This is a genomic window from Butyricimonas hominis (genome assembly GCF_014287455.1).
In the GTDB taxonomy this organism is placed as follows: Bacteria; Bacteroidota; Bacteroidia; order Bacteroidales; family Marinifilaceae; genus Butyricimonas; species Butyricimonas muris.
This window is the reverse complement of the sequence record NZ_JACOOH010000004.1, coordinates 252,940-276,464: the sequence shown is the minus strand read 5'-3', so window position 1 is coordinate 276,464 and position 23,525 is coordinate 252,940. Positions and strand designations below refer to the sequence as shown.

Sequence of the window (23,525 nt, the reverse complement as noted above, 5' to 3'; positions counted from 1 at the left end):
AGGGATAGAAAGAAGATGGCAAAAAGAGATTTACATTTTACAAGAAACATCGGTATCATGGCTCACATTGATGCCGGAAAAACCACAACGACTGAGCGTATCCTGTATTTCACGGGGGTGAACCACAAGATTGGTGAAACTCACGATGGTACGGCTACCATGGACTGGATGGTGCAGGAGCAGGAGAGGGGTATCACCATTACTTCTGCCGCTACCACTTGTTTCTGGAATTATCAGGACCAGCAATATAAAATCAATATTATTGATACCCCGGGACACGTTGACTTTACCGTTGAGGTAGAGCGTTCATTGCGTGTGTTGGACGGTGCTGTTGCATTGTTCTGTGCCGTGGGTGGAGTGGAAGCACAATCGGAGACCGTTTGGCGTCAGGCAAACAAGTACGGGGTTCCGAGAATCGCTTTCGTGAACAAAATGGACCGTTCAGGTGCTGACTTCTTCAAGGCAGTACGTGAGATTCGCGAGAAATTGAAAGCTAACCCGATTCCTCTGGAGTTGCCTATCGGTGCTGAAGAGAATTTCGAGGGAGTAATCGATTTGATCGAGATGAAGGCTTACGTGTGGGAGAATGGATCGAAGGATGCTACAATTAAAGAAGTTCCGGCTAATTTATTAGCGGAAGCTCAAGAATGGAGAGAGAAGTTGGTTGAGGCTGCCGCTGTTCAGGATGAGGCTTTGATGGAACGTTTCTTCGAGGATCCTGATTCTATCACGGTTGAAGAATTGAAAGCCGTGGTTCGTAAAGCCGTTATCGCTATGGATTTCTGTCCGGTGATGTGCGGTTCTTCGTTCAAGAACAAAGGTGTTCAGAATTTGTTGGATGCCGTTATCGCTTATTTGCCGCACCCGCTGGATATTCCGGCTGCTGCAGGTAAAAGACCGGGAACAGAAGAATCCGTGACTTTCGAGATTGATCCTGATGCTCCGCTTTCCGCGTTGGCATTCAAGATCGCGACTGACCCGTTCGTGGGACGTTTGTGCTATACACGTGTTTACTCCGGTAAAATCGAGGCTGGTTCATACGTTTACAACCCGCGTACAGAGAAGAAAGAGCGTATTTCTCGTTTGTTCCAGATGCACTCCAATAAACAACAGCCTAAGGATGTGATCGAGGCTGGTGATATTTGTGCTTGCGTTGGATTTAAAGATATTCGTACCGGTGATACCTTGTGTTCTGAGGAAAATCAAATCGTATTGGAAAGTATGACATTCCCGGAACCGGTGATCGGTATTGCTGTTGAGCCGCTTACGCAGAAAGATACGGATAAGTTAGGTATGGCTTTGGCTAAATTGGCTGAAGAAGACCCGACTTTCCGCGTGAAGACTGACGAGGATTCAGGGCAAACCGTGATTAGTGGTATGGGTGAGCTTCACTTGGATATTATCCTTGACCGTCTGAGACGCGAGTTTAAGGTTGAATGTAACCAAGGTGCTCCTCAGGTTGCTTACAAAGAGGCTATCAACGGAACGGTTGAACACCGTCACGTGTTCAAGAAACAAACTGGAGGTCGCGGTAAATTCGCTGATATCATCTTCAGAATGGAACCGGCAGAAGAAGGAAAAGAAGGTTTGACTTTCGTGAACGAGGTGAAAGGTGGTAATATCCCGAAGGAGTTTATCCCGTCTGTAGAGAAAGGATTCAAGGATGCCATGGTAAACGGTGTTTTGGCCGGATACGAGTTGGTAAGTTTGAAGATTACTTTGCTTGACGGTTCGTTCCACCCGGTTGACTCTGATGCTTTGTCTTTCGAAATGGCCGCTAAGATCGGTTACAAGGAAGCAGCACAGAAAGCGAAACCGGTGTTGTTGGAGCCGATCATGAAACTCGAGGTGGTAACCCCGGAGGAGTACATGGGAGATATTATCGGTGACTTGAACCGTCGTCGCGGACAAGTTGAAGGAATGGAGTCAAGAGCCGGAGCTCGCGTGATCGAGGCCAAAGTGCCGCTTGCAGAGCAATTCGGTTACGTGACCGTTTTGAGAACTTTGTCTTCCGGTCGTGCAAGTTCATCCATGGAGTTCTCGCATTACGCTGAGGTACCGAAGGGCATTGCCAAGGAAGTCGTAGAGAAGAATAACGGTAGAGTAGAACTACTATAAAGATTTTAAATTTTAGATTTTAGATTTTAGATTAATCTTTTAATTTAAAATTTAAAATCTACAATCTACAATTAATAATAATATGAGCCAAAAAATCAGAATTAAGTTGAAATCTTACGATCACAACTTGGTTGACAAGTCTGCAGAGAAGATTGTAAAGACAGTAAAGGCTACCGGCGCAGTGGTAAGCGGACCGATTCCGCTTCCGACTCACAAGGGTATTTTTACTGTAAACCGCTCTACGTTCGTGAACAAAAAGAGCCGTGAACAATTCTTGGTATGCACGTTCAAAAGATTGATCGACATCTACAGTTCTACTGCAGGTACGATCGACGCTTTGATGAAACTAGAGTTACCGAGCGGTGTTGAAGTAGAGATTAAAGTATGATAACGGCGAAAACCTATGTCGTTATTAGAGAGATTGAAAACCTATTTTTAAAAAGAGAAAAAAAGAGATGCCAGGTTTAATTGGAAAAAAAGTCGGAATGACTTCCGTATTCAGTGCCGAGGGAAAAAGTGTTCCATGCACTGTGATTGAGGCCGGTCCATGTGTTGTAACTCAGGTAAAAACTGTAGAGAAAGACGGTTACACAGCACTTCAGTTGGGTTTTGATGACAAAAAAGAAAAACACACAACGAAGCCGCTAAGTGGACATTTTAAGAAGGCAGGCACAACTCCGAAAAGAAAGCTCGTTGAGTTTTCAGGGTATGATGTCGAGTACAAGTTAGGAGATGTAATTGACGTGAAACTGTTCGAGGGAACAGAATACGTTGATGTTGTAGGAACCAGCAAGGGAAAAGGATTCCAAGGTGTTGTGAAACGCCACGGTTTTGCTGGAGTTGGAGAGGCTACTCACGGTCAGCACAACCGTCAGAGAAAGCCGGGATCTATCGGTGCTTGTTCTACACCGTCACGCGTTTTCAAAGGAATGCGCATGGGTGGACAAACAGGTGGTGATAGAATAACGGTTCAGAATCTGGAAGTGTTGAAGGTGATACCCGAGAATAATTTGTTATTGGTGAAGGGTTCTATTCCCGGAGCTAAAGGTTCATACGTAATTATCGAGAAGTAATGGAGTTAAGTGTATTAAACATTGCCGGACAAGAAACAGGCAGGAAGGTAGAGTTAAATGACGCTATCTTCGGGATTCAGCCTAACGAACACGCTATCTATCTTGATGTAAAGCAGTTTTTAGCGAACAACCGCCAAGGAACCCACAAGTCAAAACAAAGAAACGAGATTTCCGGTAGTACCCGCAAGCTGAAAAAGCAAAAAGGTACCGGTGGTGCCCGTGCTGGTGGTATCAAGAGCCCTCTGTTCAGGGGTGGTGGTAGAGTGTTTGGACCCGTACCAAGAGATTATAGCTTCAAATTAAACAAGAAGCTGAAAAGATTGGCCCGTAAATCAGCGTTATCTGTGAAAGTTGCTGAAAATGCAGTTACTATTGTTGAGGATCTCAACTTCGAGGCACCGAAGACAAAACAGATGGTACAGCTGTTGAATAACCTGAAATTAGGTGATCGGAACATCCTGTTGGTGACGAACGAGATGAACGATAACGTTCTGTTATCCGCTCGTAACTTGCAATACTTGGATGTGATGAGAGTTTGCGATCTTGCAACTTACAATATCATGAGAGCTAAGAATCTCGTGTTCGTTGAAAGTTCAGTGCAGGGCCTGAATGAAATGTTCAATCTTAATGAAGAGTAAGACATGCAAGTGATATTTAAGCCCATTTTGTCAGAGAAAATGACAGCATTGACTGACAAGCAGAACAGAGTAGCGTTTGTTGTAAACAAAGCAGCGAATAAATTAGAGATTAAGAGAGCAGTTGAAGCAATGTACAGCGTGACCGTGAAGAATGTAAACACGATGGTGTACCAGGGAGATGCAAAATCCCGTTACACGAAAGCAGGTGTTATCTCCGGAAGAACCGCTTCATTCAAGAAAGCAATTGTGACCTTAGCAGAAGGTGATAGTATTGATTTTTTTAGCAATATTTAATTAAGATGGCTGTAAGAAAATTAAACCCTGTAACTCCTGGTCAGAGACATAAGGTAGCGATTACCTTTGATCAGTTGACTACAGATAGACCTGAGAAATCATTGTTAGGACCGAAGAAAAGAACCGGTGGACGTAACCATTCCGGTAAAATGACAATGAGATATATAGGTGGTGGTCATAAACAAAGATACAGAATAATAGATTTCAAACGCGATAAGGATAATGTTCCGGCTCGTGTTGCAACGATCGAGTACGATCCCAATCGTACGGCGAGAATTGCTCTATTAGTGTATGCAGACGGAGAAAAACGTTACATCGTGGCACCGGACGGGTTGCAAATTGATCAAACCGTGATGAGTGGTGCAGGTGTTGCTCCGGAAGTAGGTAATTCTTTGTTCTTATCTGAAATCCCACTAGGTACAATCATTCATAACATCGAGTTGAGACCGCAGCAGGGAGCCGTGATGGCTCGTAGTGCCGGTTCATACGCTCAGTTAGTGGCGAGAGACGGTAAATACGTTTCTATCAAGTTACCTTCCGGTGAGGTTCGTATGGTGTTGGCAGCTTGTCGCGCCACAGTAGGTACGGTGTCTAACTCCGACCACGCTTTGGAACGTTCAGGTAAAGCCGGTCGTACGCGCTGGTTAGGTCGCAGACCTCGCGTGAGAGGTGTCGTGATGAACCCGGTTGATCACCCGATGGGTGGTGGTGAAGGCCGCGCTTCAGGAGGACATCCTCGCTCAAGAAAAGGCTTGTTGGCTAAAGGATACAAGACTAGAGCTCCGAAGAAGCACTCTAGCAAGTATATCATAGAAAGAAGGAAAAAATAACTGATTAATTATTGATGTTATGAGTCGTTCGTTAAAAAAAGGCCCTTTTATAGATTTCAAGCTAGAGAAAAAAGTATTGGTGATGAATGAGTCCAATAAGAAATCGGTTGTTAAAACCTGGGCTCGTCATTCCATGATTTCTCCGGACTTCGTAGGGCACACTATCGCTGTACACAACGGTAATAAATTTATCCCGGTATTCGTGACTGAAAATATGGTAGGTCATAAATTGGGAGAATTTGCGCCGACGCGTACATTTAGAGGCCATGCTGATAAGAAGAAAAAATAATGCATGGTAAGGTTGAACTAAAGAAGATGTATTAAAATGGGTGCAAGAAAAAGATTAAGAGCAAATCAGAATAAAGAAGCCAAAAAAGAGAAGGCTTTTGCAATTCTTCGCGATTGTCCTACATCTCCTCAAAAAATGAGATTGGTGGCAGACTTGGTTCGCGGAGTAGATGTACAGAAAGCTTTGGATATGCTTAAGTTTTGTCCTAAAGAAGCTGCTCGTAAGGTTGAAAAGCTGTTGCTTTCAGCGATTGCAAACTGGGAACAGAAGAACGAAGGGAAGCGTGTTGACGAAGCTGCCCTGTTCGTGAAAGAGATTTTCGTTGACGGTGCAGGTATGTTGAAAAGACTTAGACCGGCCCCGCAAGGAAGAGCACACCGGATTCGTAAACGTTCAAATCACGTGACGATCGTGCTGGGAAGCAAGACAGCTGTAGAAAACATTACTAAAGAATAGTTACATGGGACAGAAAGTTAATCCAATAAGCAATAGATTAGGAATCATCAAAGGATGGGATTCTAACTGGTTTGGCGGTAAAAACTATGGCGATAAATTGGTGGAAGATTACAAGATCAGAAAGTATCTGAACGCCCGTCTCGCTAAAGCAGGAATCGCTAAAATTGTTATCGAGAGAACTTTGAAACTCATCACTATCACGATCAACACCGCTCGTCCGGGTATTATCATCGGTAAAGGAGGTCAGGAAGTTGACAAGTTGAAAGAGGAGTTGAAGAAGATCACCGATAAGGAAGTTCAAATTAATATCTTCGAGATCAAGCGTCCGGAATTGGATGCCGTGATCGTGGGCAATAACATAGCTCGTCAGTTGGAAGGCCGCGTAGCTTACCGTAGAGCTATCAAGATGGCTATCGCTTCAACCATGAGAATGGGAGCGGAAGGTATCAAAATTTTGATCTCCGGTCGTTTGAACGGTGCGGAAATGGCGAGAGCCGAAATCTACAAGGAAGGTAGAATTCCGTTGCACACGTTCCGCGCTGATATAGACTACGCTCAGGCCGAGGCTTTGACTACCTACGGTCAGCTGGGTATTAAAGTTTGGATTTGCAAAGGAGAGGTTTACGGTAAACGCGAACTGGTTCCGAACGCGCTGGTAAGTGCTCCGAGAGAGAACAACCGTCCGAATAATGCCGGCAAAAAAGGCGGGTTTAAAAAGAGAAAAAAATAGTCTTTTAACTTTTAAACAGATCAAGAGCTATGTTACAGCCAAAGAGGACTAAATACAGAAGGTCGCAGAAAGGGAGAATGAGAGGGAATGCCCAAAGAGGACATGAACTGGCATTCGGATCTTTCGGGATCAAGGCGTTGGAGAACATGTGGATCGAACAACGCCAGATTGAAGCAGCCCGTGTTGCGGTAACTCGTTACATGCAAAGACAGGGTCAGATATGGATTCGTATATTTCCAGATAAACCTATTACTAAAAAACCCGCTGAGGTTCGTATGGGTAAGGGTAAGGGATCTCCGGAAGGGTTCGTTGCTCCGGTTACACCGGGACGTATTCTTTTCGAAGCAGATGGAGTACCTTATGCAATCGCTAAAGAAGCATTGCGTTTAGCGGCTCAAAAGTTGCCCATCGCTACGAAGTTTGTGGTTAGACGTGATTATTCCGAGTAGTCGTTGACTATTTGAATTTCGAAACGAAAAAATGTAAGAGAAATGAAACAATCAGAAATTTGTGAATTAACCACAGAAGAGATAAAGGAGAAGATCGCTACAGAGCAATCGGCCTTGACGAAGTTGAAGATGAACCATGCTGTTTCTCCTCTTGAGAACCCGATGTTGATACGGGCTACAAGAAGAAACATCGCTAGATTGATGACGGAGTTACGCAAGCGTGAATTAAACAAGTAGTAGAAAATGGAAAGAAATCTTAGAAAAGAGCGTACCGGTCTTGTGGTAAGCAACAAGATGGACAAGTCTATCACGGTTGCTGTTCACTTTAAGGAGAAGCACCCGATTTACGGGAAGTTCGTCAGCAAGACCAAAAAGTTCACCGCCCACGATGAGAAGAACGAATGTAACATCGGGGATACCGTGAGAATTATGGAAACCCGTCCCTTGAGCAAGACCAAGAGATGGAGATTAGTTGAAATCATTGAAAGAGCTAAGTAATCATGATACAACAAGAGAGTAGATTGACCGTAGCCGATAACAGCGGCGCCAGAGAAGTGCTTTGTATCCGTGTTCTTGGTGGTACCAAGAAAAGATACGCACGCGTAGGCGATAAAATCGTTGTTACCGTGAAGAACGCCATCCCGAACGGTGATATTAAGAAGGGAACCGTTAGTAAGGCAGTGGTAGTTCGTGTAAGCAAAGAGTACAGACGTCCGGACGGATCTTATATCCGCTTTGATGATAACGCTTGCGTGTTGTTGAACAACGCGGGAGAAATGAGAGGAACTCGTATCTTCGGACCTGTTGCCAGAGAAGTTCGTGAGGGTTATACCAAGATTGTATCTTTAGCCCCCGAAGTACTTTAAGATTTTAGATTTATGATTTTAGATTTTAGATTGAAATAATGATCGGAAGTCTTGAAATCATAAATCGTAAATCATAAATCATAAATAATTTATACGATGAGCAAGAAGTTTCATATAAAGAAAGGTGACTTAGTTCAAGTAAATGCAGGAGAAGACAGAGGGAAACAAGGAAAGGTACTTGAAATGATTCCGGAAAAGCAAAGAGCTATTGTTGAGGGTATCAATCTGGTAAGTAAACATACCAAACCCAACGCCGCTCACCCGCAAGGAGGAATCATTAAGAAAGAAGCTCCAATCCACATCTCCAACTTGAACGTTGTTGACCCGCAAACCGGAAAGCCGACCAAAATCGGACGCCGCCGGAACGCAGAAGGAAAATTAGTGAGATACGCTAAGAGATCCGGTCAGGAGTTGAAGTAAGAATAAATAAAATTGCAGGTTGTTATAGAGCAACTTGCAATTTATGATTTTAATTTGTAGTTTTGCAGCCGCAAAATGAAAATGATATGCCGTGAGGCATTATAACAAATATTATAAATGAAATACGTACCAAATTACAAAAAGAAGTATAGCGAAGAAATTGTACCGACTTTAATGAAGGAGTTCGGATACAAGTCAGTTATGCAGGCGCCCAAATTGGAGAAGATAGTAATCAATCAGGGTGTGGGATCATCCATTCAGGATAAGAAGATCCTTGAGTTTTCAGTGAACGAGATCGCGACCATCACCGGTCAGAAGCCCGTAACTTGTAAATCAACCAAGGACGTTTCTAACTTTAAATTACGTAAGGGCATGCCGATCGGCGTAAGAGTGACTTTGCGTAAAGAACGTATGTATGAATTTTTAGAAAGACTTATTGTTTCCGCGCTTCCGCGTATCCGTGATTTCAAAGGAATCAACAATAAGCTTGACGGAAGAGGAAATTACACTTTAGGAATAGAGGAGCAAATCATATTCCCGGAAATCGTGTTGGACAGTGTTCACAAGATCATGGGTATGAACATCACTTTTGTAACTTCGGCTAATACCGACGAAGAGGCTTTTGCTCTTCTACGAGAATTTGGATTACCATTTAAAAAGAACTAAAAAAAAGCGAAATGGCAAAAGAATCAATGAAGGCCCGTGAGGTTAAGCGTGCAAAATTGGTAGAAAAGTACGCCGCGAAACGAGCTAAATTAAAAGAGGAAGGAGACTACATTGGATTGAGCCTTCTACCGAAAAACTCCAGTCGCGTTCGTTTGCACAACAGATGCAAGCTGACAGGAAGACCGAGAGGGTACATGAGACAGTTTGGTATAAGCAGAATTCAATTCCGCGAGATGGCTTCTGCGGGGCTTATACCCGGAGTTAAGAAGGCTAGTTGGTAATATTTAAAAATTTGAAGAGATGACAGATCCAATAGCAGATTTCCTTACACGCATCAGAAATGCAGTGAAGGCAGGTCATAAAGTAGTGGATATCCCGGGATCAAAGATGAAACGGGAAATGACCAAGATCTTAAAGGAAAAAGGATATATCCTGAATTACAAGTTTGAGCAAGATGGTATCAGAAGCAATATCAAAATCGCTTTGAAGTATCATCCCGAGACGAAAATGCCCGCCATTAGAACATTGACACGTGTTTCAAAACCGGGTCTGAGACGTTACACGAATGTAGAGGACATGCCTCGCGTGCTGAACGGATTGGGTATCGCGATTTTGTCAACGTCATTGGGCGTAATGTCTGATAAAGAAGCTCGCCAAAAGAATGTTGGCGGTGAAGTATTGTGCTATGTTTATTAATAAAAAGGGCGGAAAATGTCACGAATAGGAAAATTACCAATAGATATACCACAAGGGGTTACAGTAACTGTAAATCCTAACAACACGGTCGTGGTAAAGGGTCCGAAGGGAGAACTTTCTCAGGACGTACACGGAGATATGATCGTGAAGGTGGAAGGAACTCAACTTGTTGTTGAGCGTCCGTCAGAAGATAAAGCTCATAAAGCCATGCATGGTTTATATCGTGCTTTGATTCATAACATGGTTGTAGGTGTTTCTGAAGGTTACACGATCAAACAAGAGTTGGTCGGAGTAGGTTACAGAGCGAATGCTGAAGGTCAGGTTCTTGAATTAGGGTTAGGTTATTCACACGGGATCTTCTTGGTGTTACCGAATGAAGTGAAGGTGAGCGTACTCAATGAAAAACGTGCTAACCCGATTATTACGCTGGAAAGTTGCGATAAGCAACTTATCGGTCAGGTAGCGGCCAAGATCCGTTCATTCCGTAAACCGGAGCCTTACAAGGGTAAAGGTATCAAATTTGTGGGTGAAGTTCTTCGTCGTAAGGCTGGTAAATCAGCTAAAGTTTAATCACCTGTAAAAAAGTAATGTTATGGCTTTAACTAAGGTAGAAAGAAGAATAAGAATAAAAAGAAGAATACGTAAAGTAGTCTTCGGAACTGCTGAGAGACCTCGTTTGACGGTGTTCCGTTCAAACAAACAAATCTCTGCTCAGTTGATTGATGATAATGCCGGAAAGACATTGGTTTCAGCAACTTCACTCTGCAAAGAGATTGCTGAAAAGAAAGGCAACAAGACAGAACAGGCACAATTGTTGGGTGCAATGATTGCTGAAAAAGCAAAGGCAGCCGGTATCGAAGCTGTTGTGTTTGACAGAAACGGGTATTTGTATCACGGAAGAGTGAAAGCATTAGCAGATGCAGCTCGTAACGGTGGTCTTAATTTTTAAAAGTAGGCGAGCATGGAACAGAAGATTAATAGTGCAGACTTGGAATTGAAAGACAGATTGGTGGCTATCAACCGCGTAACTAAGGTTACCAAGGGAGGTAGAACCTTCAGTTTCTCTGCAATCGTGGTGGTAGGCGACGAGAATGGTACGGTAGGTTACGGGTTAGGTAAAGCTAACGAGGTAACAACCGCTATTTCAAAAGGTGTTGAAGCCGCGAAGAAAAATTTGATAAAAGTGCCTGTATTGAAAGGAACTCTTCCTCACGAGCAAGAAGCTAAATATAGCGGAGCAACCGTATTTATGCGTCCCGCTTCTTCAGGTACCGGGCTGGTAGCCGGAGGTGCTATGCGTGCCGTATTGGAGAGTGCCGGGATTAAAGACGTGTTGGCAAAATCGAAAGGATCATCCAACCCTCACAACTTGGTAAAAGCTACTTTTGCGGCTTTGAAGTTATTGAGAGATCCCCGAATGATTGCTCAGCAGAGAGGCATTAGTCTTGACAAAGTGTTTAACGGATAAAACTGAATGAACGATGGCAAAGATTAAAATTACACTGGTAAAAAGTAGAAGCGGTAGCGATAAGCGTCAGCTTGGTACTTTGAACGCGTTAGGCCTCGGAAGAGTAAACAGTAGTGTTGAACACGAAACCTCACCCCAGATCATGGGTATGGTAGCCAAGGTTAAACACTTGGTTCGCGTTGAGGAAGTAAAGTAATTGTCGAACCTATTTTAAAGATAGTATACAATGGATTTAAGTAGCTTAACACCGGCTGCCGGATCAACTCACAGAGAGAAAAGAATTGGTCGCGGTCAGGGTTCCGGAAAAGGAGGTACTTCTACAAGAGGACATAAAGGTGCGAAATCAAGATCGGGTTATAAATCCAAGATCGGTTTTGAGGGAGGACAGATGCCTTTGCAGAGACGTGTACCGAAATTTGGCTTTAAAAATATAAATAGAGTAGAGTATAAAGCTATTAATGTAGGGATGCTTCAGGATTTGGCCGAGAGAGAAAATCTTACAGTAATTGAAAAAGACGTTTTGATTCAAGCCGGATTAATGTCTAAGAACGATCTTCTTAAGGTATTAGGTGATGGAGCGTTAACTACTAAGCTGGAAGTGAAAGCTAATGCTTTCTCCGCTAAGGCTATAGCAGCTATTGAGGCTGCGGGCGGAACGGTAGTTAAATTGTAAGATTAAAAATTTGGGCGTTTAAAGTTGTTTTTAAAATAGAATTACTATTTTTGAAGCAACTTTAACAAAACCCAGATCAATGCCTTAAAAGAAAGAACTTATGAAGTTATTTGATACATTAAAGAACATTTGGAAAATAGAGGAGCTCAAGACTAGGATTTTAACTACGCTTGGGCTTATTCTCGTTTACAGGTTAGGAACAGAGATCGTACTGCCCGGTATCGACCCTCATGGCTTGCAGGCCTTGAAAGATCAAACTTCCAGCGGCGTTTTAGGCTTGTTGGACATGTTCTCGGGGGGAGCGTTCTCGAACGCGTCAGTATTTGCTTTGGGTATTATGCCTTACATTTCCGCCTCCATCGTGGTGCAGTTATTGGGAATTGCAGTTCCTTATTTCCAGCGCTTGCAGAAAGAAGGAGAGAGTGGAAGACGTAAGATTAACCAAATCACGCGGTACCTTACTTTGGTTATCCTCGTATTACAAGGTTCGGCGTATCTTACAAACTTAAAAGCTCAGGTGCCTGTAGAGGCTTTCGTGTCTACCGGTTTTTGGCAATTCCAACTTCCCTCTATCGTGATTATGGCGGCAGGCTCCATGTTTGTCCTGTGGCTGGGAGAGAGAATCACGGATAAGGGAATCGGGAACGGTGTTTCGATCATCATCATGATTGGTATCATCGCTCGTTTGCCATTTGCTTTCGTTGCAGAAGTAACTTCCAGAGTGACTCAGCAGGGAGGAGGATTAGTAGCTTTCCTGATCGAATTGATAATATTGTTTCTCGTGTTCTGCGGTTCCATTCTACTTGTACAGGGAACGCGTAAAGTGCCTGTACAGTATGCCAAGAGAATCGTGGGTAACAAACAATACGGTGGTGTTCGTCAATACATTCCGTTGAAGATCAACGCTGCCGGGGTTATGCCTATCATTTTCGCTCAAGCTATTATGTTGTTGCCGGTATCCTTGATTAATTTCTCCAACGCGGAGGGATTGTCCGGGTTTGCAGCGGCATTCTCTGACTTCACCGGGTTCTGGTATAATTTCACGTTCTTTGTATTGATTGTCGCGTTTACTTATTTCTACACGGCGATCACGGTAAATCCGATGCAGATGTCAGAGGATATGAAGAAGAACGGCGGATTTATTCCGGGAGTAAAACCGGGAAGAAAAACCATGGAGTTCCTTGATACGATTATGTCGAGAATCACTCTTCCGGGCTCTATCTTCTTGGGAATTGTGGCTATTCTTCCGGCTTTCGCTCAAATATCGGGCGTGAACCATCAGTTTGCCCAATTTTATGGAGGTACATCTTTGTTGATTTTGGTGGGTGTAGTTTTAGATACATTACAGCAAATCGAGTCTCACTTGTTGATGCGTCACTACGACGGGTTGATGAAGTCGGGACGAATCAAAGGTAAAAATCCTGGCGGACCTGCTGCGTATTAAAGAAAAATATTGTACTTTTGCGGCATGATTTTTTTAAAGACACAGGAGGAGATTGAGTTATTGCGGGAAAGCAACCGATTAGTAGGAAAGACTCTGGGTGAGGTGTCCAAACACGTTCGCCCGGGTATTTCGACTTTAGAGTTGGACAAGATAGCGGAAGATTTTATCCGTTCCAACGGTGGCATTCCCGGATTTCTCGGGTATGGAGGTTTTCCGAACACGCTTTGCATTTCAGTGAATGATGAAGTGGTTCATGGGATACCGTCCTCTCGTTGTTTAGAAGAAGGTGATGTCGTATCCGTTGATTGTGGGGTTGTGAAGAATGGCTTTTACGGGGATAGCGCCTATACGTTTGCTGTCGGGGAGATTAGCGATGAAGTGAAAAAACTTTTACAAGTGACGAAAGACAGCTTGTACAAAGGGATTGGACAGGCAGTAGCGGGAATGCGGACAGGAGATATCGGTTATGCCGTACAATCATACGCCGAAGCGAACGGTTTTTCCGTCGTGAGAGAATTGGTAGGACACGGGGTAGGGAAGAATTTGCATGAAGAACCTCAGGTTCCGAATTACGGTCGCCGGGGACAAGGTTGTAAGTTGAAGGTAGGGATGGTGATAGCCATTGAGCCTATGATAAACATGGGAGCGCGTAACGTGTTTCAGATGGCGGACGGGTGGACGATCAAGACAAGAGATCATTTGCCGGCAGCCCATTTCGAGCACACGATAGCTATCGGAAAAGGAGAAGCTGATATTTTGTCAACATTTGAATATATAGAAGATTAGGAAATTGTAAATTGCAAATTTTAGATTGTAAATTGGGAAATGAAGGGTTAATTTAAAATCTAAAATCTAAAATCTAAAATTGAATTATGGCGAAACAGCCTTCAATAGAGCAAGATGGAGTGATAACGGAAGCATTGTCGAATGCTATGTTTCGTGTCGAACTGGAAAACGGGCATATCATTACGGCTCATATTTCAGGAAAGATGCGGATGCACTATATAAAAATACTTCCGGGAGATAAAGTGAGAGTGGATATGTCCCCTTACGATCTCACGAAAGGTAGGATAACATTCAGATATAAAAATTAAATTGTAGAGCAATGAAAGTAAGAGCATCTGTCAAGAAGCGTAGTGCTGATTGCAAGATTGTAAGAAGAAAGGGCGTTTTATTCGTCATTTGCAAGAAGAACCCGAAATTTAAACAACGTCAGGGTTGATTATTAATTAAGTAAAAACGTAAAAGAGTTTTATGGCAAGAATCGTTGGTGTAGATTTGCCCTCAAACAAAAGAGGGGAAATAGCTCTAACCTATATCTTCGGTATAGGTAGAAGTAGTGCCAGGACCATATTAGAAAAGGCCGGCATCGATTTTGACACTAAGGTAAAGGACTGGAATGACGATCAACTAGCTGCTGTACGTAAGGTCATCAATGATGGGTACAAAGTAGAAGGAGAGTTGAGAACATCGGTTCAGATGAACATCAAACGACTGATGGATATCGGTTGTTACAGAGGAATCAGACATCGTATCGGTCTTCCCGTAAGAGGACAGAGCACGAAGAACAATGCCCGCACGAGAAAGGGTAAGAAGAAAACTGTTGCTAACAAGAAGAAAGCAACTAAATAATTGATAAGAGATTGAATTATGGCAAAGAAGTCTACATCTAACAAGAAACGGCTAGTTAAAGTAGAGGCCGTGGGACAAGCACACGTTCATTCATCTTTTAATAACATCATTATCTCTATGACGAACGCTAACGGACAAGTTATCTCTTGGTCATCGGCAGGTAAGATGGGATTTAGAGGATCAAAGAAAAACACCCCTTATGCAGCCCAGACGGCAGCTACCGATTGCGGTAAAGTTGCTTTCGACTTGGGTATGAGAAAAGTTAAGGTATATGTTAAAGGACCGGGTAACGGTAGAGAGTCTGCAATTCGTGCGATCCACGCTTGCGGTATCGAGGTTGCCGAGATCATTGACGTTACGCCGCTTCCGCACAATGGATGTCGTCCTCCGAAACGGAGAAGAGTGTAATTAATATATTGGGTGTAATTTTAAAAATCAAATAGAAATGGCTAGATATACAGGACCTAAGTCTAAAATAGCAAGAAAGTTTGGTGAGCCCATTTTTGGACCGGATAAAGCGTTAGAACGTCGTAACTATCCTCCTGGACAACACGGAATAGCTCACCGTAGAAAGAAGATTTCCGAGTACGGAACTCAATTGAAAGAGAAACAAAAAGCCAAATATACTTACGGTTTGTTGGAAAGACAATTCCGTATCTTGTTTGAGAAAGCCGAGAGTAGTAAAGGTGTTACCGGTGAGGTATTGCTCCAATTGTTGGAGTGCCGTCTGGATAATATCGTTTACCGTTTAGGAGTAGCTCCTACGCGTGCTGCTGCTCGTCAGTATGTATCTCACAGACATATCACCGTGAACGGTAAAGTATGCAACATCCCGTCATGTCGCATTCGCCCGGGCGATGTTGTAGCTGTCAGAGAAAAATCCAAATCTTTGGAGGTGATCAATGATTCACTGAGAGGAAATAGAAGTAGCAGATACTCTTGGTTAGAGTGGGATGCTGCCGCTATGAGTGGGAAACTACTTAATGTACCGGAAAGATCAGATATCCCGGAGAACATTAAAGAGCAGTTAATCGTAGAGTTATATTCTAAGTAGTAAAATAAAAATATATATGGCAATATTAGCTTTCCAGAAACCGGACAAAGTAATCATGCTTGAATCAACGGAAAGATTCGGTAAATTCGAATTCCGCCCGTTGGAGCCAGGTTACGGCATCACTATTGGTAATCCACTACGCAGAATTTTGTTGTCTTCTTTGGAAGGCTTTGCGATTACCGGTATTAAAATTCAAGGTGTAGATCATGAGTTCGCGACGATCCCCGGTGTCATCGAAGATGTGACCGAGATTATCTTGAACTTGAAACAGGTTCGGTTGAAAAGAAAAGTGGAGGACGTGGAGTTTGAAAAGCTAACCGTTACTGTTTCCGGACAAGAGACGTTTGCTGCCGGTGCTATGAACCAGTTCCTGAAAAGCTTTGAAGTTTTGAATCCGGAATTGGTGATCTGTAACATGGATACAGCCACGAGCCTTGAGATAGAATTAACCATTCAGAAAGGACGCGGTTATGTTCCTGCTTCAGAGAACATGCCTGCAGACGCTGAAATCGGGGTAATTCCTATCGATGCTATTTACACGCCGATCAAGAACGTGCAATACGAAATCGAGAACTACCGCGTGGAGGGTAAGACCGACTACGAACGTTTGGTGTTCGAGATCGAAACCGACGGTTCTATCAACCCGACGGATGCGTTGAAAGAGGCGGCTAAAATTTTGATCCATCACTTCATGTTATTCTCTGATGAAAAGATTACTCTCGAAACAGAGGATAAATATGGAAACGAAGAGTTCGATGAAGAGGTATTGCACATGCGTCAGTTGCTGAAAACAAAATTGGTGGACATGGATCTTTCCGTTCGTGCACTTAACTGCTTGAAGTCGGCTGAGGTAGAAACTTTAGGGGAGCTTGTTCAATTTAACAAGAACGACTTGTTGAAGTTCAGAAACTTCGGTAAGAAGTCCTTGACCGAGTTGGAAGCCCTTCTGGAGAACAACAACCTTGAATTCGGTATGGATGTTGCCAAGTATAAATTAGACAAAGAGTAAGTAAGATGAGACATAATAAGAAAGTTAACCATTTGGGTAGAACTAGCTCGCACAGACACGCGATGCTTTCTAACATGGCTTGTTCTTTGATTCTTCACAAGAGAATCCGAACGACAGTTGCTAAGGCTAAGGCTTTGAAGGTCTATGTTGAGCCGCTTTTGACTAAGGCCAAAAACGACACGACTCACTCTAGAAGAACCGTGTTCTCTTATCTTCGTCGTAAAGAAGTTGTTGCTGAAATGTTTAGTGACATCGCGGAGAAGATTGCTAACCGTCCGGGAGGTTACACCCGTATTTTGAAATTGGGTAACCGTTTGGGTGATAACGCGGAAATGTGTATGATCGAATTGGTTGATTACAACACGACTTACACGGAAGTGAAGAAAGAAGAAGTGAAGAAAACGACTCGTCGTAAGAGATCTACTTCTGCCAAGAAAGAAGCCGCTCCTGTTGCTGAGGCTGCTGCTGAAACTCCGGTTGAAGAAGCTCCGAAGACAGAGGAGGAAGCTCCCAAGGCTGAATAATTTGAAATTCAGATATAAAGAAACCCCGGACGTGAGTCCGGGGTTTGTTTGTTTGTTACAAACTAAAATTCCTCTTCTATGCCATTCATTTCATTCTGTTGGCGTTGTTGTTTTTTGGGGGTGGCTTTCATGTTGCCGAAATTGTAGCTTAGGGTGAAGCGGAATACTTGCCCTTTTCTCCAGCTATCGCTATCTTGACGGAAGCCGTTGCCGGAGGTGACACTATGCCAGTTGCGGGAATTAAGGATATCCTGTACGTTTACGCTGAAAGTAACTTTCCGGTTGAAGAACGATTTCCGGGCACCGAGATCTATGCTGTAATTGGATTTCCGGTGTCCTTGGGCAATGATCCGTCTCGAATTATAATTCCCCGTTGCCTGTAGGGAAATAGCGTAGGGAAGCATGGCATTGGCGATCATTTTGGCATTCCACGAGAAATTATCATCTTTTTCCCCTGTTACCGGGGTGTCGGTTCCTTCCGGCGTGTACGAGAAGCCGTCCAGCTTGTTGTAATAGAGATTCATGGTGGTCGTTATATCCAGAAAGCTGAAAAACTTGTTCTTTGCCACGATTTCGGCTCCGGTGGACGACGATCGCGTGATATTGGCGGAAGTGCTTTTCATCACGTCTCCCTCGCGGTAGCGGATACGTTGGATGACATCATCCGTGTTCCGATAGTACGCGGAAAGTGAAAGCGTGTGTTTTTCCCAGTTCTTAATGTAGTTTACCTCGAAGGAGTTGGAGAACTCCGGATCGAGGTACGGGTTGCCATACGAGATATTGAGCGAGTCAGTCATGTTCACGAACGGGTTTAGCTGCCATCCGCGGGGACGGGAAATGCGACGGGTGTAATTTATTTGTACTTCGTTGTCTTTCGGCAGGCTGTACGAAAGAAATACACTGGGGAACAGACTGAAGTAGTCATTTTTGTAAGGTTTCACCTCGCTCCGGTGTTCCCCGTAACCCAATGATTTCGTTTCGGTATCCGTGTATTCTCCCCGTAACCCGACTTGTACCCCGAATTGGTTTAATTTGGTCGAATACGTGGCATATAGAGCCTGTATATTCTGGTCGTATATGTATTTGTTGAACAATAGTTCGTCTAGCACGGCAGATGCTTCCGTTGCCCCGGAATAGGTTTCCACGGGACTTTTCCGGTTGCTGAGCGAGCCTTTGTACCCGGCTTCCACTTTACTGTCTTCGCTGAATTTATTTACATAGTCCACTTGAAATTCCCATGATTGGCTGCGGTTGTCGCTTTCCTGTTGTTGCCATGAAGCGGTTTCTTTTCCTTCCGGGTAAAACGAGTGTTGCTTGTACGTGTCCGTACCGTCCGATTTCCACAAGTCCCATGAAGCGCGGGCGGTGATGTTGCTGTTTTTATTGAATTCGTGTTTATAGTCCAGATTGATATTATTGCCGTTCGACGAATTCTTGGAATGCGTCAGTCGTTCGCTCGTGGTGAAAGATCCTGGCACGTTGCTCTCGTAACGGATCATATTGTCCGATTTCCGATCCCCGAAGTGCGCGAATGCTTCCAGACTCAAGTGATCCTTGGGGGTAAAGTTATAGGTAATTCCCGCGCGGACGAATACCGAGCTACCGTTCCGGTCACTTTTTCCTTTCTGGTTCAAGTAGGAAACGGGGTTACCTGCTTCGTCCGTGTTCGTGCGGTTGGTATTGTCTTCCCCCTCCGATTTCCTTTGCCGGTATCCGGCGTTCAGGTAGGTTTCCACTTTGCCGCTATTGTAGTTTATATTGGCGCTGGCATTATAGCCGCCCTGTGTATCGGCTCCGGTTTGTATGCTTCCGTAATAGCCTGCTTTCCGGTCTTTTTTTAGGATAATATTGATAATGCCTGATGTCCCTTCCGGGCTGAATTTTGCCGAGGGATTGGTGATTAGTTCTATCCGTTCGATACTTTCCGCCGGAATCTGCTCAAGTATCTGTGCTTGGTTATCCGCGGTCAAGCCGGATGCTTTCCCGTTAATCCAGATCGTCACGCTGGAATTACCCCGCAGGGAGATTTCCCCCTCGTTGTCCACTTCCACGGAGGGAATATTGCCGAGAATATCACTTGCCGATCCTCCCGCTTGAGAGATGTTAGAGGCCACGTCAAAAACCTTTTTATCAATCTCGAACCTCATTTGAGCGCGTTGCGCGACTACTTGAACTTCGCTGATTGCTTGGGCATCTTCCTCCAGAAGGAGGTTGCGCAGGTTGATATTTCTCTCTTTCGAGGAGATCGTGAACTCCTTTTCCAGCGTCCGATACCCGATATAGGATGCGGAGAGAATATAAGTACCGTTTTTAATTCTACTCAAGTGGAACACTCCGGTGGAGTCGGTCACTGTTCCCGTGACTAACGTTTTGCCGGAATCTTTTGTCCGGATACTTACGTTTACAAACTCTAGGGCTTCTTTTGTCTTCGCGTCGATAATCTTCCCCTTGATACTTCCCGTTTGTCCGGTTTGCGAGAACACGGCAGTGCCCAATAAGACAAGGAAGATAGTCAAGACGACATCTTTCATTTTACTCATACACTTTATACACAATTTTGAACATTCCTCGGAGAAAGACAAGTCAATTTTAGATTTTAAATTCTAAATTTCAAATCGCTTGTATCCTTGATCTTCCTCCGTGACAATAAGACAAATTTAATCGGAAAAGGTTTATAATGTCCTTGAAGTTTACTCTATACCTTTCTTTTTTTACGTTAGAAGAGATTATTAAAATAAAAAATTTCCCAAAGTGAAGATAGTGACTAGCTCTCCGTCTGCTTCGCATCCACCTCCTCTATAAACAGAGGAGGTGCTGGAATACAGTCTTGAACGTGGAAAAAGAGGTATATAGAGAGGAACTGTTTATAGTGGAGGTTGTGGTAGTGGTTTTATTCAGAAGTGATGTTCTCGATAGATTCTTGACTTTATGCATTTTATAAACTTTAAAAACTTTATAAACTATTTCGGGTGACTTTTTCGTTTGTTTTACGTACCTTAGTCACAACAATTTATTTACCAACTTTTTAAAGTAAAGAAGAATGTACATTACTGAAGTTATAGGAAGAGAAGTGTTGGATTCCAGAGGGAACCCGACAGTAGAAGTAGATGTTCTTTTGGAATGTGGAGTGATGGGACGTGCTGCTGTGCCGTCCGGGGCATCCACCGGAGAACATGAAGCATTGGAATTGCGTGATGGTGATAAAAAAAGATATGGCGGTAAGGGTGTGACCAAAGCCGTGAATAATGTAAACACGGTGATTGCCGATGCGTTGTTGGGAATGGAAGTGACGGATCAAGTCGGTATTGACCGGACGTTGCTTGAACTTGACGGAACCCCGACCAAGAGTAATTTGGGCGCCAATGCTTTGTTGGGCGTATCTTTGGCTTGTGCCAAGGCTGCTGCCAATGCTTTGGAGATGCCGTTGTACCGTTATATCGGTGGGGTAAATGCTAAAGTTTTACCGGTTCCGATGATGAATATTATTAACGGGGGGTCTCATTCCGACGCTCCGATTGCTTTTCAGGAGTTTATGATTCGTCCCGTGGGGGCGGAATCTTTCCGTGAGGCTTTGCGTATGGGCGCCGAGGTTTTCCATAGTTTGAAAAAAGTACTTCACGATAGAGGATTGAGTACGGCTGTCGGCGACGAGGGTGGTTTCGCTCCCGCGTTGAAAGGGACAGAGGATGCGTTGGAATCTATTATAAAGGCTATCGAGGCTGCCGGGTACAAGGCGGGCGAGGATGTAATGATTGGTTTGGATTGCGCTTCTTCCGAGTTCTACAAGGATGGTATTTATGACTATTCCAAGTTCGAGGGGGCCACGGGTGCCAAACGTACTTCCGCGCAACAAGTGGATTATCTGGAAGAGTTGATATCCCGTTATCCGATCGATTCTATCGAGGACGGAATGAGCGAGAATGACTGGGATGGCTGGCAATTGCTGACAAAACGTATCGGTGACCGTTGCCAATTGGTAGGTGATGACCTGTTCGTGACCAACGTGCAATACTTGAAGAAAGGTATTGATATGGGGTGCGCCAATTCTATCTTGATTAAGGTAAACCAGATCGGTACTTTGACCGAAACGTTGGATGCTATCGAGATGGCTCATCGCGCAGGTTACACTTCGGTGACTTCACATCGTTCCGGGGAGACGGAGGATGCCACGATTGCCGACATCGCTGTTGCCACGAACTCCGGTCAGATCAAGACAGGTTCATTGAGCCGTTCCGATCGTATGGCAAAATACAATCAATTGCTTCGTATCGAGGAAGAATTGGGTGATAGCGCTCAATTCCACGGTCGTAAGTTTTCTAAGTAGATTACGAATTTTATAAAATAGTGAAAGTGTCCTGATGAAGGGCACTTTCACTATTTTTATCGTGTAACTTGCCATTGGAGATGGTGAAAAATAATGGCAGATGTGAATAATGGAAAGATATTTTTCTTAAACTTGTTGTTTAAATGTACAAGTGTGTTGCAATAATCGTGTGTTATTGTAATGATTATCAATCTAAATAGCAAGAATTATGAAAAAGTATTTAGCTGAAATGATCGGAACGATGGTTTTGGTGCTTATGGGATGTGGGAGTGCGGTGATTGCCGGAAGTGAGATCGGTTTCTTGGGTATTGCGTTTGCATTTGGTTTGTCCGTGTTGGCAATGGTTTACACGATTGGTAGTATTTCCGGTTGCCATATCAATCCGGCGATTACGTTGGGTGTGCTCTTGGCGGGACGAATGAGTGGCAAAGATGCCGGTATGTATATGTTGTTTCAAGTCATCGGTGCCCTTATCGGTTCGGCGATTCTTTACGTGATTTCTTCCGGAATGGGATTGGAAGGAACAGGTGCGAACATGTACGGGGAAGGTAACGCGGTGCCTGCTTTCGTGGCGGAATTTGTCTTTACCTTTATCTTTATTCTGGTTGTACTGGGGTCTACCAGTGCCAATGCACCTGCCGGGTTTGCCGGGCTGGCTATCGGTCTCGCGTTGGTGTTGATTCATATTGTTTGTATCCCCGTGACGGGAACATCCGTGAATCCGGCAAGAAGTATCGCTCCGGCGTTGTTCGAGGGTGGTAAGGCGTTGAGCCAATTGTGGCTGTTTATCGTGGCTCCTTTCTTGGGTGCTGTTTGCGCTGCCGGGGTATGGAAATATTTCGAGTGCCAGAAATGTAAATAAGATCAATATGTGATTTGATACGAAAAGTTTTTAGGGCTATAACCCTAAAAACTTTTCTTTTTTAGATACTTTTTAGGGGTATAACCCTAAATCAGTTTCTCCTGTCCCATTGTCGTTTAAGCCAAGCGACGATGATGGAACTTAGTACACCGCCCAACAGGCTGACCGTTCCCGCGATCAGACTGTCTGCTATTTGCGAGAGAAAGGTGTTGATGCTGAGGGTGAAGAACATGCCGGTAAGAAAATAATTCATACAATTGAAAATTGAAAATTGAAAGTTGAAAATTGAAAATGAAAAATTCCGGCCGCCCGAGAGCAATGCCTGTGCGGCCGGAATCTGAAATCTAAAATCGTAAATCACTGAATCAATAAGCTGTCGGAAGCGCTTCTACCGTTTTTCGTGGTGGCGAAGCAATAGACATGGACTTTTGAGGCATCCCAGTCTTCCGGGAGGGCGTAGCTGGTGCTGCCGCTTTCTCCCCGGTCACGGAGTGCGACCAGTTTGGTGCGGTTCATGGTTTCCTCGAGCAAGACGGCGTACACTTTGTCATTCGGGAGGGCAAAACCGTCTTCGCTTTCTTGTGTTTCTTGCATGAACGAATACTTTTTCGTCTCTTCGGTGTACTCCGCGCTTACTTTGGGAGGGTAGAGCATACCGTTTCCCAGCAATAAATGCTCGTAGTCGATCGTGGTGTTATACTTTTCGTCAACCACGATAGCGCCCATGTTGGCGGCGGTGAAGGCATTCGAGGGTGAGCCTTTGCCGATTCCCGCGAATCCTTTCCGGATGACGGGCAGCGCTCTCCGGACGATTGCCGTTAAGGCTTTCATTCGGGCTCGCTGTGCCAGTATTTCCGGGGTTTTGACATCTTTGCGGGCGAAGATTTTCGCCTTTGCAATGTTTTGTTTGTTCACGTAACATGTGGTTACGTTACCTACTGAGTTTCTGATTTTTCCGAGTAAATAGGAATTGAATTTTGCCATAACTTAATAATTGAAAGTTGAAAATT

At 44.1% G+C, this 23,525-nt stretch carries 35 protein-coding genes; 33 read left to right on the top strand and 2 right to left on the bottom strand.

Going from position 1 to position 23,525, the window contains the following annotated elements:
- Window positions 1–15 precede the first annotated feature (15 nt).
- From fusA to rplQ, 31 genes are all read left to right on the top strand, one after another.
- Window positions 16–2,118, top strand: coding sequence for an elongation factor G (gene fusA, locus H8S64_RS10290; protein WP_099291610.1), 2,103 nt, complete (start codon window positions 16–18; stop codon window positions 2,116–2,118).
- 82 nt (window positions 2,119–2,200) lie between these two features.
- The gene (gene rpsJ, locus H8S64_RS10285) at window positions 2,201–2,506 is read left to right on the top strand and encodes a 30S ribosomal protein S10 (protein ID WP_009137840.1); all 306 of its coding nucleotides are present in this window, start codon (window positions 2,201–2,203) and stop codon (window positions 2,504–2,506) included.
- A gap of 67 nt (window positions 2,507–2,573) precedes the next feature.
- Complete coding sequence (gene rplC / locus H8S64_RS10280; RefSeq protein ID WP_099291611.1) at window positions 2,574–3,191, top strand: 50S ribosomal protein L3; 618 nt, start codon at window positions 2,574–2,576, stop codon at window positions 3,189–3,191.
- Window positions 3,191–3,829, top strand: coding sequence for a 50S ribosomal protein L4 (gene rplD, locus H8S64_RS10275; protein WP_186975991.1), 639 nt, complete (start codon window positions 3,191–3,193; stop codon window positions 3,827–3,829). The genes rplC and rplD overlap by 1 nt, the downstream gene beginning before the upstream one ends.
- Before the next feature lie 3 nt (window positions 3,830–3,832).
- Complete coding sequence (gene rplW, locus H8S64_RS10270; protein ID WP_099291613.1) at window positions 3,833–4,123, top strand: 50S ribosomal protein L23; 291 nt, start codon at window positions 3,833–3,835, stop codon at window positions 4,121–4,123.
- Between the two features lie 5 nt (window positions 4,124–4,128).
- Window positions 4,129–4,953, top strand: a complete 825-nt coding sequence (gene rplB, locus H8S64_RS10265) for a 50S ribosomal protein L2 (protein WP_099291614.1) — start codon at window positions 4,129–4,131, stop codon at window positions 4,951–4,953.
- A 19-nt stretch (window positions 4,954–4,972) separates the two neighbouring features.
- The gene (gene rpsS / locus H8S64_RS10260) at window positions 4,973–5,242 is read left to right on the top strand and encodes a 30S ribosomal protein S19 (protein WP_018337682.1); all 270 of its coding nucleotides are present in this window, start codon (window positions 4,973–4,975) and stop codon (window positions 5,240–5,242) included.
- A gap of 36 nt (window positions 5,243–5,278) precedes the next feature.
- Window positions 5,279–5,698 carry a 50S ribosomal protein L22 gene (gene rplV, locus H8S64_RS10255; RefSeq protein WP_099291615.1) on the top strand — a complete coding sequence of 140 codons (420 nt, stop codon included), beginning with the start codon at window positions 5,279–5,281 and terminating at the stop codon, window positions 5,696–5,698.
- A gap of 4 nt (window positions 5,699–5,702) precedes the next feature.
- Window positions 5,703–6,428, top strand: a complete 726-nt coding sequence (gene rpsC / locus H8S64_RS10250) for a 30S ribosomal protein S3 (protein WP_099291616.1) — start codon at window positions 5,703–5,705, stop codon at window positions 6,426–6,428.
- A gap of 29 nt (window positions 6,429–6,457) precedes the next feature.
- Window positions 6,458–6,877 (top strand): 50S ribosomal protein L16, encoded by a 420-nt coding sequence (gene rplP / locus H8S64_RS10245; RefSeq protein WP_099291617.1) that lies wholly within the window; start codon window positions 6,458–6,460, stop codon window positions 6,875–6,877.
- Window positions 6,878–6,919: 42 nt separating this feature from the next.
- Window positions 6,920–7,114 (top strand): 50S ribosomal protein L29, encoded by a 195-nt coding sequence (gene rpmC / locus H8S64_RS10240; RefSeq protein ID WP_099291618.1) that lies wholly within the window; start codon window positions 6,920–6,922, stop codon window positions 7,112–7,114.
- 6 nt (window positions 7,115–7,120) lie between these two features.
- On the top strand, window positions 7,121–7,375 hold the full coding sequence (rpsQ, locus tag H8S64_RS10235; RefSeq protein WP_018337677.1) for a 30S ribosomal protein S17: 255 nt from the start codon (window positions 7,121–7,123) through the stop codon (window positions 7,373–7,375).
- A gap of 2 nt (window positions 7,376–7,377) precedes the next feature.
- Window positions 7,378–7,743: a 50S ribosomal protein L14 gene (gene rplN / locus H8S64_RS10230; protein WP_018337676.1), complete on the top strand. Its 366-nt coding sequence runs from the start codon at window positions 7,378–7,380 to the stop codon at window positions 7,741–7,743.
- A gap of 96 nt (window positions 7,744–7,839) precedes the next feature.
- Complete coding sequence (gene rplX / locus H8S64_RS10225; RefSeq protein WP_186975990.1) at window positions 7,840–8,163, top strand: 50S ribosomal protein L24; 324 nt, start codon at window positions 7,840–7,842, stop codon at window positions 8,161–8,163.
- Between the two features lie 117 nt (window positions 8,164–8,280).
- Window positions 8,281–8,829, top strand: coding sequence for a 50S ribosomal protein L5 (rplE, locus tag H8S64_RS10220; protein WP_099291620.1), 549 nt, complete (start codon window positions 8,281–8,283; stop codon window positions 8,827–8,829).
- An 11-nt stretch (window positions 8,830–8,840) separates the two neighbouring features.
- Window positions 8,841–9,110 (top strand): 30S ribosomal protein S14, encoded by a 270-nt coding sequence (gene rpsN / locus H8S64_RS10215; RefSeq protein ID WP_027201662.1) that lies wholly within the window; start codon window positions 8,841–8,843, stop codon window positions 9,108–9,110.
- Window positions 9,111–9,129: 19 nt separating this feature from the next.
- Window positions 9,130–9,525 (top strand): 30S ribosomal protein S8, encoded by a 396-nt coding sequence (rpsH, locus tag H8S64_RS10210; RefSeq protein ID WP_099291621.1) that lies wholly within the window; start codon window positions 9,130–9,132, stop codon window positions 9,523–9,525.
- 15 nt (window positions 9,526–9,540) lie between these two features.
- Complete coding sequence (gene rplF, locus H8S64_RS10205; protein ID WP_099291622.1) at window positions 9,541–10,095, top strand: 50S ribosomal protein L6; 555 nt, start codon at window positions 9,541–9,543, stop codon at window positions 10,093–10,095.
- Between the two features lie 22 nt (window positions 10,096–10,117).
- Entirely contained in the window at window positions 10,118–10,474 is a 357-nt protein-coding gene (gene rplR, locus H8S64_RS10200) for a 50S ribosomal protein L18 (RefSeq protein ID WP_099291623.1), read from the top strand.
- 12 nt (window positions 10,475–10,486) lie between these two features.
- A complete protein-coding gene (gene rpsE / locus H8S64_RS10195; RefSeq protein ID WP_099291624.1) occupies window positions 10,487–10,993 on the top strand; it encodes a 30S ribosomal protein S5 in 507 nt (168 codons plus the stop codon).
- A gap of 13 nt (window positions 10,994–11,006) precedes the next feature.
- Window positions 11,007–11,189 (top strand): 50S ribosomal protein L30, encoded by a 183-nt coding sequence (gene rpmD, locus H8S64_RS10190; protein ID WP_099291625.1) that lies wholly within the window; start codon window positions 11,007–11,009, stop codon window positions 11,187–11,189.
- Between the two features lie 30 nt (window positions 11,190–11,219).
- Complete coding sequence (gene rplO / locus H8S64_RS10185) at window positions 11,220–11,666, top strand: 50S ribosomal protein L15 (RefSeq protein ID WP_099291626.1); 447 nt, start codon at window positions 11,220–11,222, stop codon at window positions 11,664–11,666.
- Between the two features lie 100 nt (window positions 11,667–11,766).
- Entirely contained in the window at window positions 11,767–13,110 is a 1,344-nt protein-coding gene (gene secY / locus H8S64_RS10180) for a preprotein translocase subunit SecY (RefSeq protein ID WP_099291627.1), read from the top strand.
- Between the two features lie 24 nt (window positions 13,111–13,134).
- Complete coding sequence (gene map / locus H8S64_RS10175; RefSeq protein ID WP_186975989.1) at window positions 13,135–13,896, top strand: type I methionyl aminopeptidase; 762 nt, start codon at window positions 13,135–13,137, stop codon at window positions 13,894–13,896.
- A gap of 86 nt (window positions 13,897–13,982) precedes the next feature.
- Entirely contained in the window at window positions 13,983–14,204 is a 222-nt protein-coding gene (gene infA, locus H8S64_RS10170; protein ID WP_018337664.1) for a translation initiation factor IF-1, read from the top strand.
- Between the two features lie 11 nt (window positions 14,205–14,215).
- Window positions 14,216–14,332 carry a 50S ribosomal protein L36 gene (gene rpmJ, locus H8S64_RS10165; RefSeq protein ID WP_018337663.1) on the top strand — a complete coding sequence of 39 codons (117 nt, stop codon included), beginning with the start codon at window positions 14,216–14,218 and terminating at the stop codon, window positions 14,330–14,332.
- A 32-nt stretch (window positions 14,333–14,364) separates the two neighbouring features.
- Window positions 14,365–14,742, top strand: coding sequence for a 30S ribosomal protein S13 (gene rpsM / locus H8S64_RS10160; RefSeq protein ID WP_099291629.1), 378 nt, complete (start codon window positions 14,365–14,367; stop codon window positions 14,740–14,742).
- A gap of 18 nt (window positions 14,743–14,760) precedes the next feature.
- Window positions 14,761–15,150 carry a 30S ribosomal protein S11 gene (gene rpsK, locus H8S64_RS10155; protein WP_099291630.1) on the top strand — a complete coding sequence of 130 codons (390 nt, stop codon included), beginning with the start codon at window positions 14,761–14,763 and terminating at the stop codon, window positions 15,148–15,150.
- Between the two features lie 37 nt (window positions 15,151–15,187).
- Window positions 15,188–15,796 carry a 30S ribosomal protein S4 gene (gene rpsD / locus H8S64_RS10150; protein WP_186975988.1) on the top strand — a complete coding sequence of 203 codons (609 nt, stop codon included), beginning with the start codon at window positions 15,188–15,190 and terminating at the stop codon, window positions 15,794–15,796.
- A 16-nt stretch (window positions 15,797–15,812) separates the two neighbouring features.
- The gene (locus H8S64_RS10145) at window positions 15,813–16,805 is read left to right on the top strand and encodes a DNA-directed RNA polymerase subunit alpha (protein ID WP_099291632.1); all 993 of its coding nucleotides are present in this window, start codon (window positions 15,813–15,815) and stop codon (window positions 16,803–16,805) included.
- A gap of 5 nt (window positions 16,806–16,810) precedes the next feature.
- Window positions 16,811–17,329, top strand: coding sequence for a 50S ribosomal protein L17 (rplQ, locus tag H8S64_RS10140; RefSeq protein ID WP_186975987.1), 519 nt, complete (start codon window positions 16,811–16,813; stop codon window positions 17,327–17,329).
- Between the two features lie 62 nt (window positions 17,330–17,391).
- On the opposite strand, the gene H8S64_RS10135 is transcribed toward rplQ, so the two are convergent.
- Window positions 17,392–19,869, bottom strand: a complete 2,478-nt coding sequence (locus H8S64_RS10135) for a TonB-dependent receptor (protein ID WP_255469503.1) — start codon at window positions 19,867–19,869, stop codon at window positions 17,392–17,394.
- Between the two features lie 500 nt (window positions 19,870–20,369).
- On the opposite strand from H8S64_RS10135, the gene eno reads away from it, so the two are divergent.
- Window positions 20,370–21,653, top strand: coding sequence for a phosphopyruvate hydratase (gene eno, locus H8S64_RS10130; protein WP_099291634.1), 1,284 nt, complete (start codon window positions 20,370–20,372; stop codon window positions 21,651–21,653).
- Between the two features lie 208 nt (window positions 21,654–21,861).
- Window positions 21,862–22,515, top strand: coding sequence for an aquaporin (locus H8S64_RS10125; RefSeq protein ID WP_099291635.1), 654 nt, complete (start codon window positions 21,862–21,864; stop codon window positions 22,513–22,515).
- Between the two features lie 357 nt (window positions 22,516–22,872).
- On the opposite strand, the gene H8S64_RS10120 is transcribed toward H8S64_RS10125, so the two are convergent.
- Window positions 22,873–23,499, bottom strand: coding sequence for a DUF6266 family protein (locus H8S64_RS10120; protein ID WP_186975986.1), 627 nt, complete (start codon window positions 23,497–23,499; stop codon window positions 22,873–22,875).
- Between the last annotated feature and the right edge of the window lie 26 nt (window positions 23,500–23,525).

Coding starts and splice junctions, on each gene's coding strand:
- rplP (WP_099291617.1), top strand. CDS start 6,458: ATGTTACAGCCAAAGAGGACTAAATACAGAAGGTCGCAGAAAGGGAGA.
- rplR (WP_099291623.1), top strand. CDS start 10,118: ATGGCTTTAACTAAGGTAGAAAGAAGAATAAGAATAAAAAGAAGAATA.
- rpsK (WP_099291630.1), top strand. CDS start 14,761: ATGGCAAAGAAGTCTACATCTAACAAGAAACGGCTAGTTAAAGTAGAG.
- rplX (WP_186975990.1), top strand. CDS start 7,840: ATGAGCAAGAAGTTTCATATAAAGAAAGGTGACTTAGTTCAAGTAAAT.
- rplD (WP_186975991.1), top strand. CDS start 3,191: ATGGAGTTAAGTGTATTAAACATTGCCGGACAAGAAACAGGCAGGAAG.
- rpsD (WP_186975988.1), top strand. CDS start 15,188: ATGGCTAGATATACAGGACCTAAGTCTAAAATAGCAAGAAAGTTTGGT.
- rplN (WP_018337676.1), top strand. CDS start 7,378: ATGATACAACAAGAGAGTAGATTGACCGTAGCCGATAACAGCGGCGCC.
- rpsJ (WP_009137840.1), top strand. CDS start 2,201: ATGAGCCAAAAAATCAGAATTAAGTTGAAATCTTACGATCACAACTTG.
- rpsN (WP_027201662.1), top strand. CDS start 8,841: ATGGCAAAAGAATCAATGAAGGCCCGTGAGGTTAAGCGTGCAAAATTG.
- infA (WP_018337664.1), top strand. CDS start 13,983: ATGGCGAAACAGCCTTCAATAGAGCAAGATGGAGTGATAACGGAAGCA.
- rplC (WP_099291611.1), top strand. CDS start 2,574: ATGCCAGGTTTAATTGGAAAAAAAGTCGGAATGACTTCCGTATTCAGT.
- rpsE (WP_099291624.1), top strand. CDS start 10,487: ATGGAACAGAAGATTAATAGTGCAGACTTGGAATTGAAAGACAGATTG.
- rplE (WP_099291620.1), top strand. CDS start 8,281: ATGAAATACGTACCAAATTACAAAAAGAAGTATAGCGAAGAAATTGTA.
- H8S64_RS10135 (WP_255469503.1), bottom strand. CDS start 19,869: ATGAGTAAAATGAAAGATGTCGTCTTGACTATCTTCCTTGTCTTATTG.
- rplF (WP_099291622.1), top strand. CDS start 9,541: ATGTCACGAATAGGAAAATTACCAATAGATATACCACAAGGGGTTACA.
- secY (WP_099291627.1), top strand. CDS start 11,767: ATGAAGTTATTTGATACATTAAAGAACATTTGGAAAATAGAGGAGCTC.
- H8S64_RS10145 (WP_099291632.1), top strand. CDS start 15,813: ATGGCAATATTAGCTTTCCAGAAACCGGACAAAGTAATCATGCTTGAA.
- H8S64_RS10120 (WP_186975986.1), bottom strand. CDS start 23,499: ATGGCAAAATTCAATTCCTATTTACTCGGAAAAATCAGAAACTCAGTA.
- fusA (WP_099291610.1), top strand. CDS start 16: ATGGCAAAAAGAGATTTACATTTTACAAGAAACATCGGTATCATGGCT.
- rplB (WP_099291614.1), top strand. CDS start 4,129: ATGGCTGTAAGAAAATTAAACCCTGTAACTCCTGGTCAGAGACATAAG.
- rpmD (WP_099291625.1), top strand. CDS start 11,007: ATGGCAAAGATTAAAATTACACTGGTAAAAAGTAGAAGCGGTAGCGAT.
- rpmC (WP_099291618.1), top strand. CDS start 6,920: ATGAAACAATCAGAAATTTGTGAATTAACCACAGAAGAGATAAAGGAG.
- map (WP_186975989.1), top strand. CDS start 13,135: ATGATTTTTTTAAAGACACAGGAGGAGATTGAGTTATTGCGGGAAAGC.
- rpsM (WP_099291629.1), top strand. CDS start 14,365: ATGGCAAGAATCGTTGGTGTAGATTTGCCCTCAAACAAAAGAGGGGAA.
- rplO (WP_099291626.1), top strand. CDS start 11,220: ATGGATTTAAGTAGCTTAACACCGGCTGCCGGATCAACTCACAGAGAG.
- rplW (WP_099291613.1), top strand. CDS start 3,833: ATGCAAGTGATATTTAAGCCCATTTTGTCAGAGAAAATGACAGCATTG.
- rplQ (WP_186975987.1), top strand. CDS start 16,811: ATGAGACATAATAAGAAAGTTAACCATTTGGGTAGAACTAGCTCGCAC.
- H8S64_RS10125 (WP_099291635.1), top strand. CDS start 21,862: ATGAAAAAGTATTTAGCTGAAATGATCGGAACGATGGTTTTGGTGCTT.
- rpsH (WP_099291621.1), top strand. CDS start 9,130: ATGACAGATCCAATAGCAGATTTCCTTACACGCATCAGAAATGCAGTG.
- rpsQ (WP_018337677.1), top strand. CDS start 7,121: ATGGAAAGAAATCTTAGAAAAGAGCGTACCGGTCTTGTGGTAAGCAAC.
- rpsC (WP_099291616.1), top strand. CDS start 5,703: ATGGGACAGAAAGTTAATCCAATAAGCAATAGATTAGGAATCATCAAA.
- rpsS (WP_018337682.1), top strand. CDS start 4,973: ATGAGTCGTTCGTTAAAAAAAGGCCCTTTTATAGATTTCAAGCTAGAG.
- rpmJ (WP_018337663.1), top strand. CDS start 14,216: ATGAAAGTAAGAGCATCTGTCAAGAAGCGTAGTGCTGATTGCAAGATT.
- eno (WP_099291634.1), top strand. CDS start 20,370: ATGTACATTACTGAAGTTATAGGAAGAGAAGTGTTGGATTCCAGAGGG.
- rplV (WP_099291615.1), top strand. CDS start 5,279: ATGGGTGCAAGAAAAAGATTAAGAGCAAATCAGAATAAAGAAGCCAAA.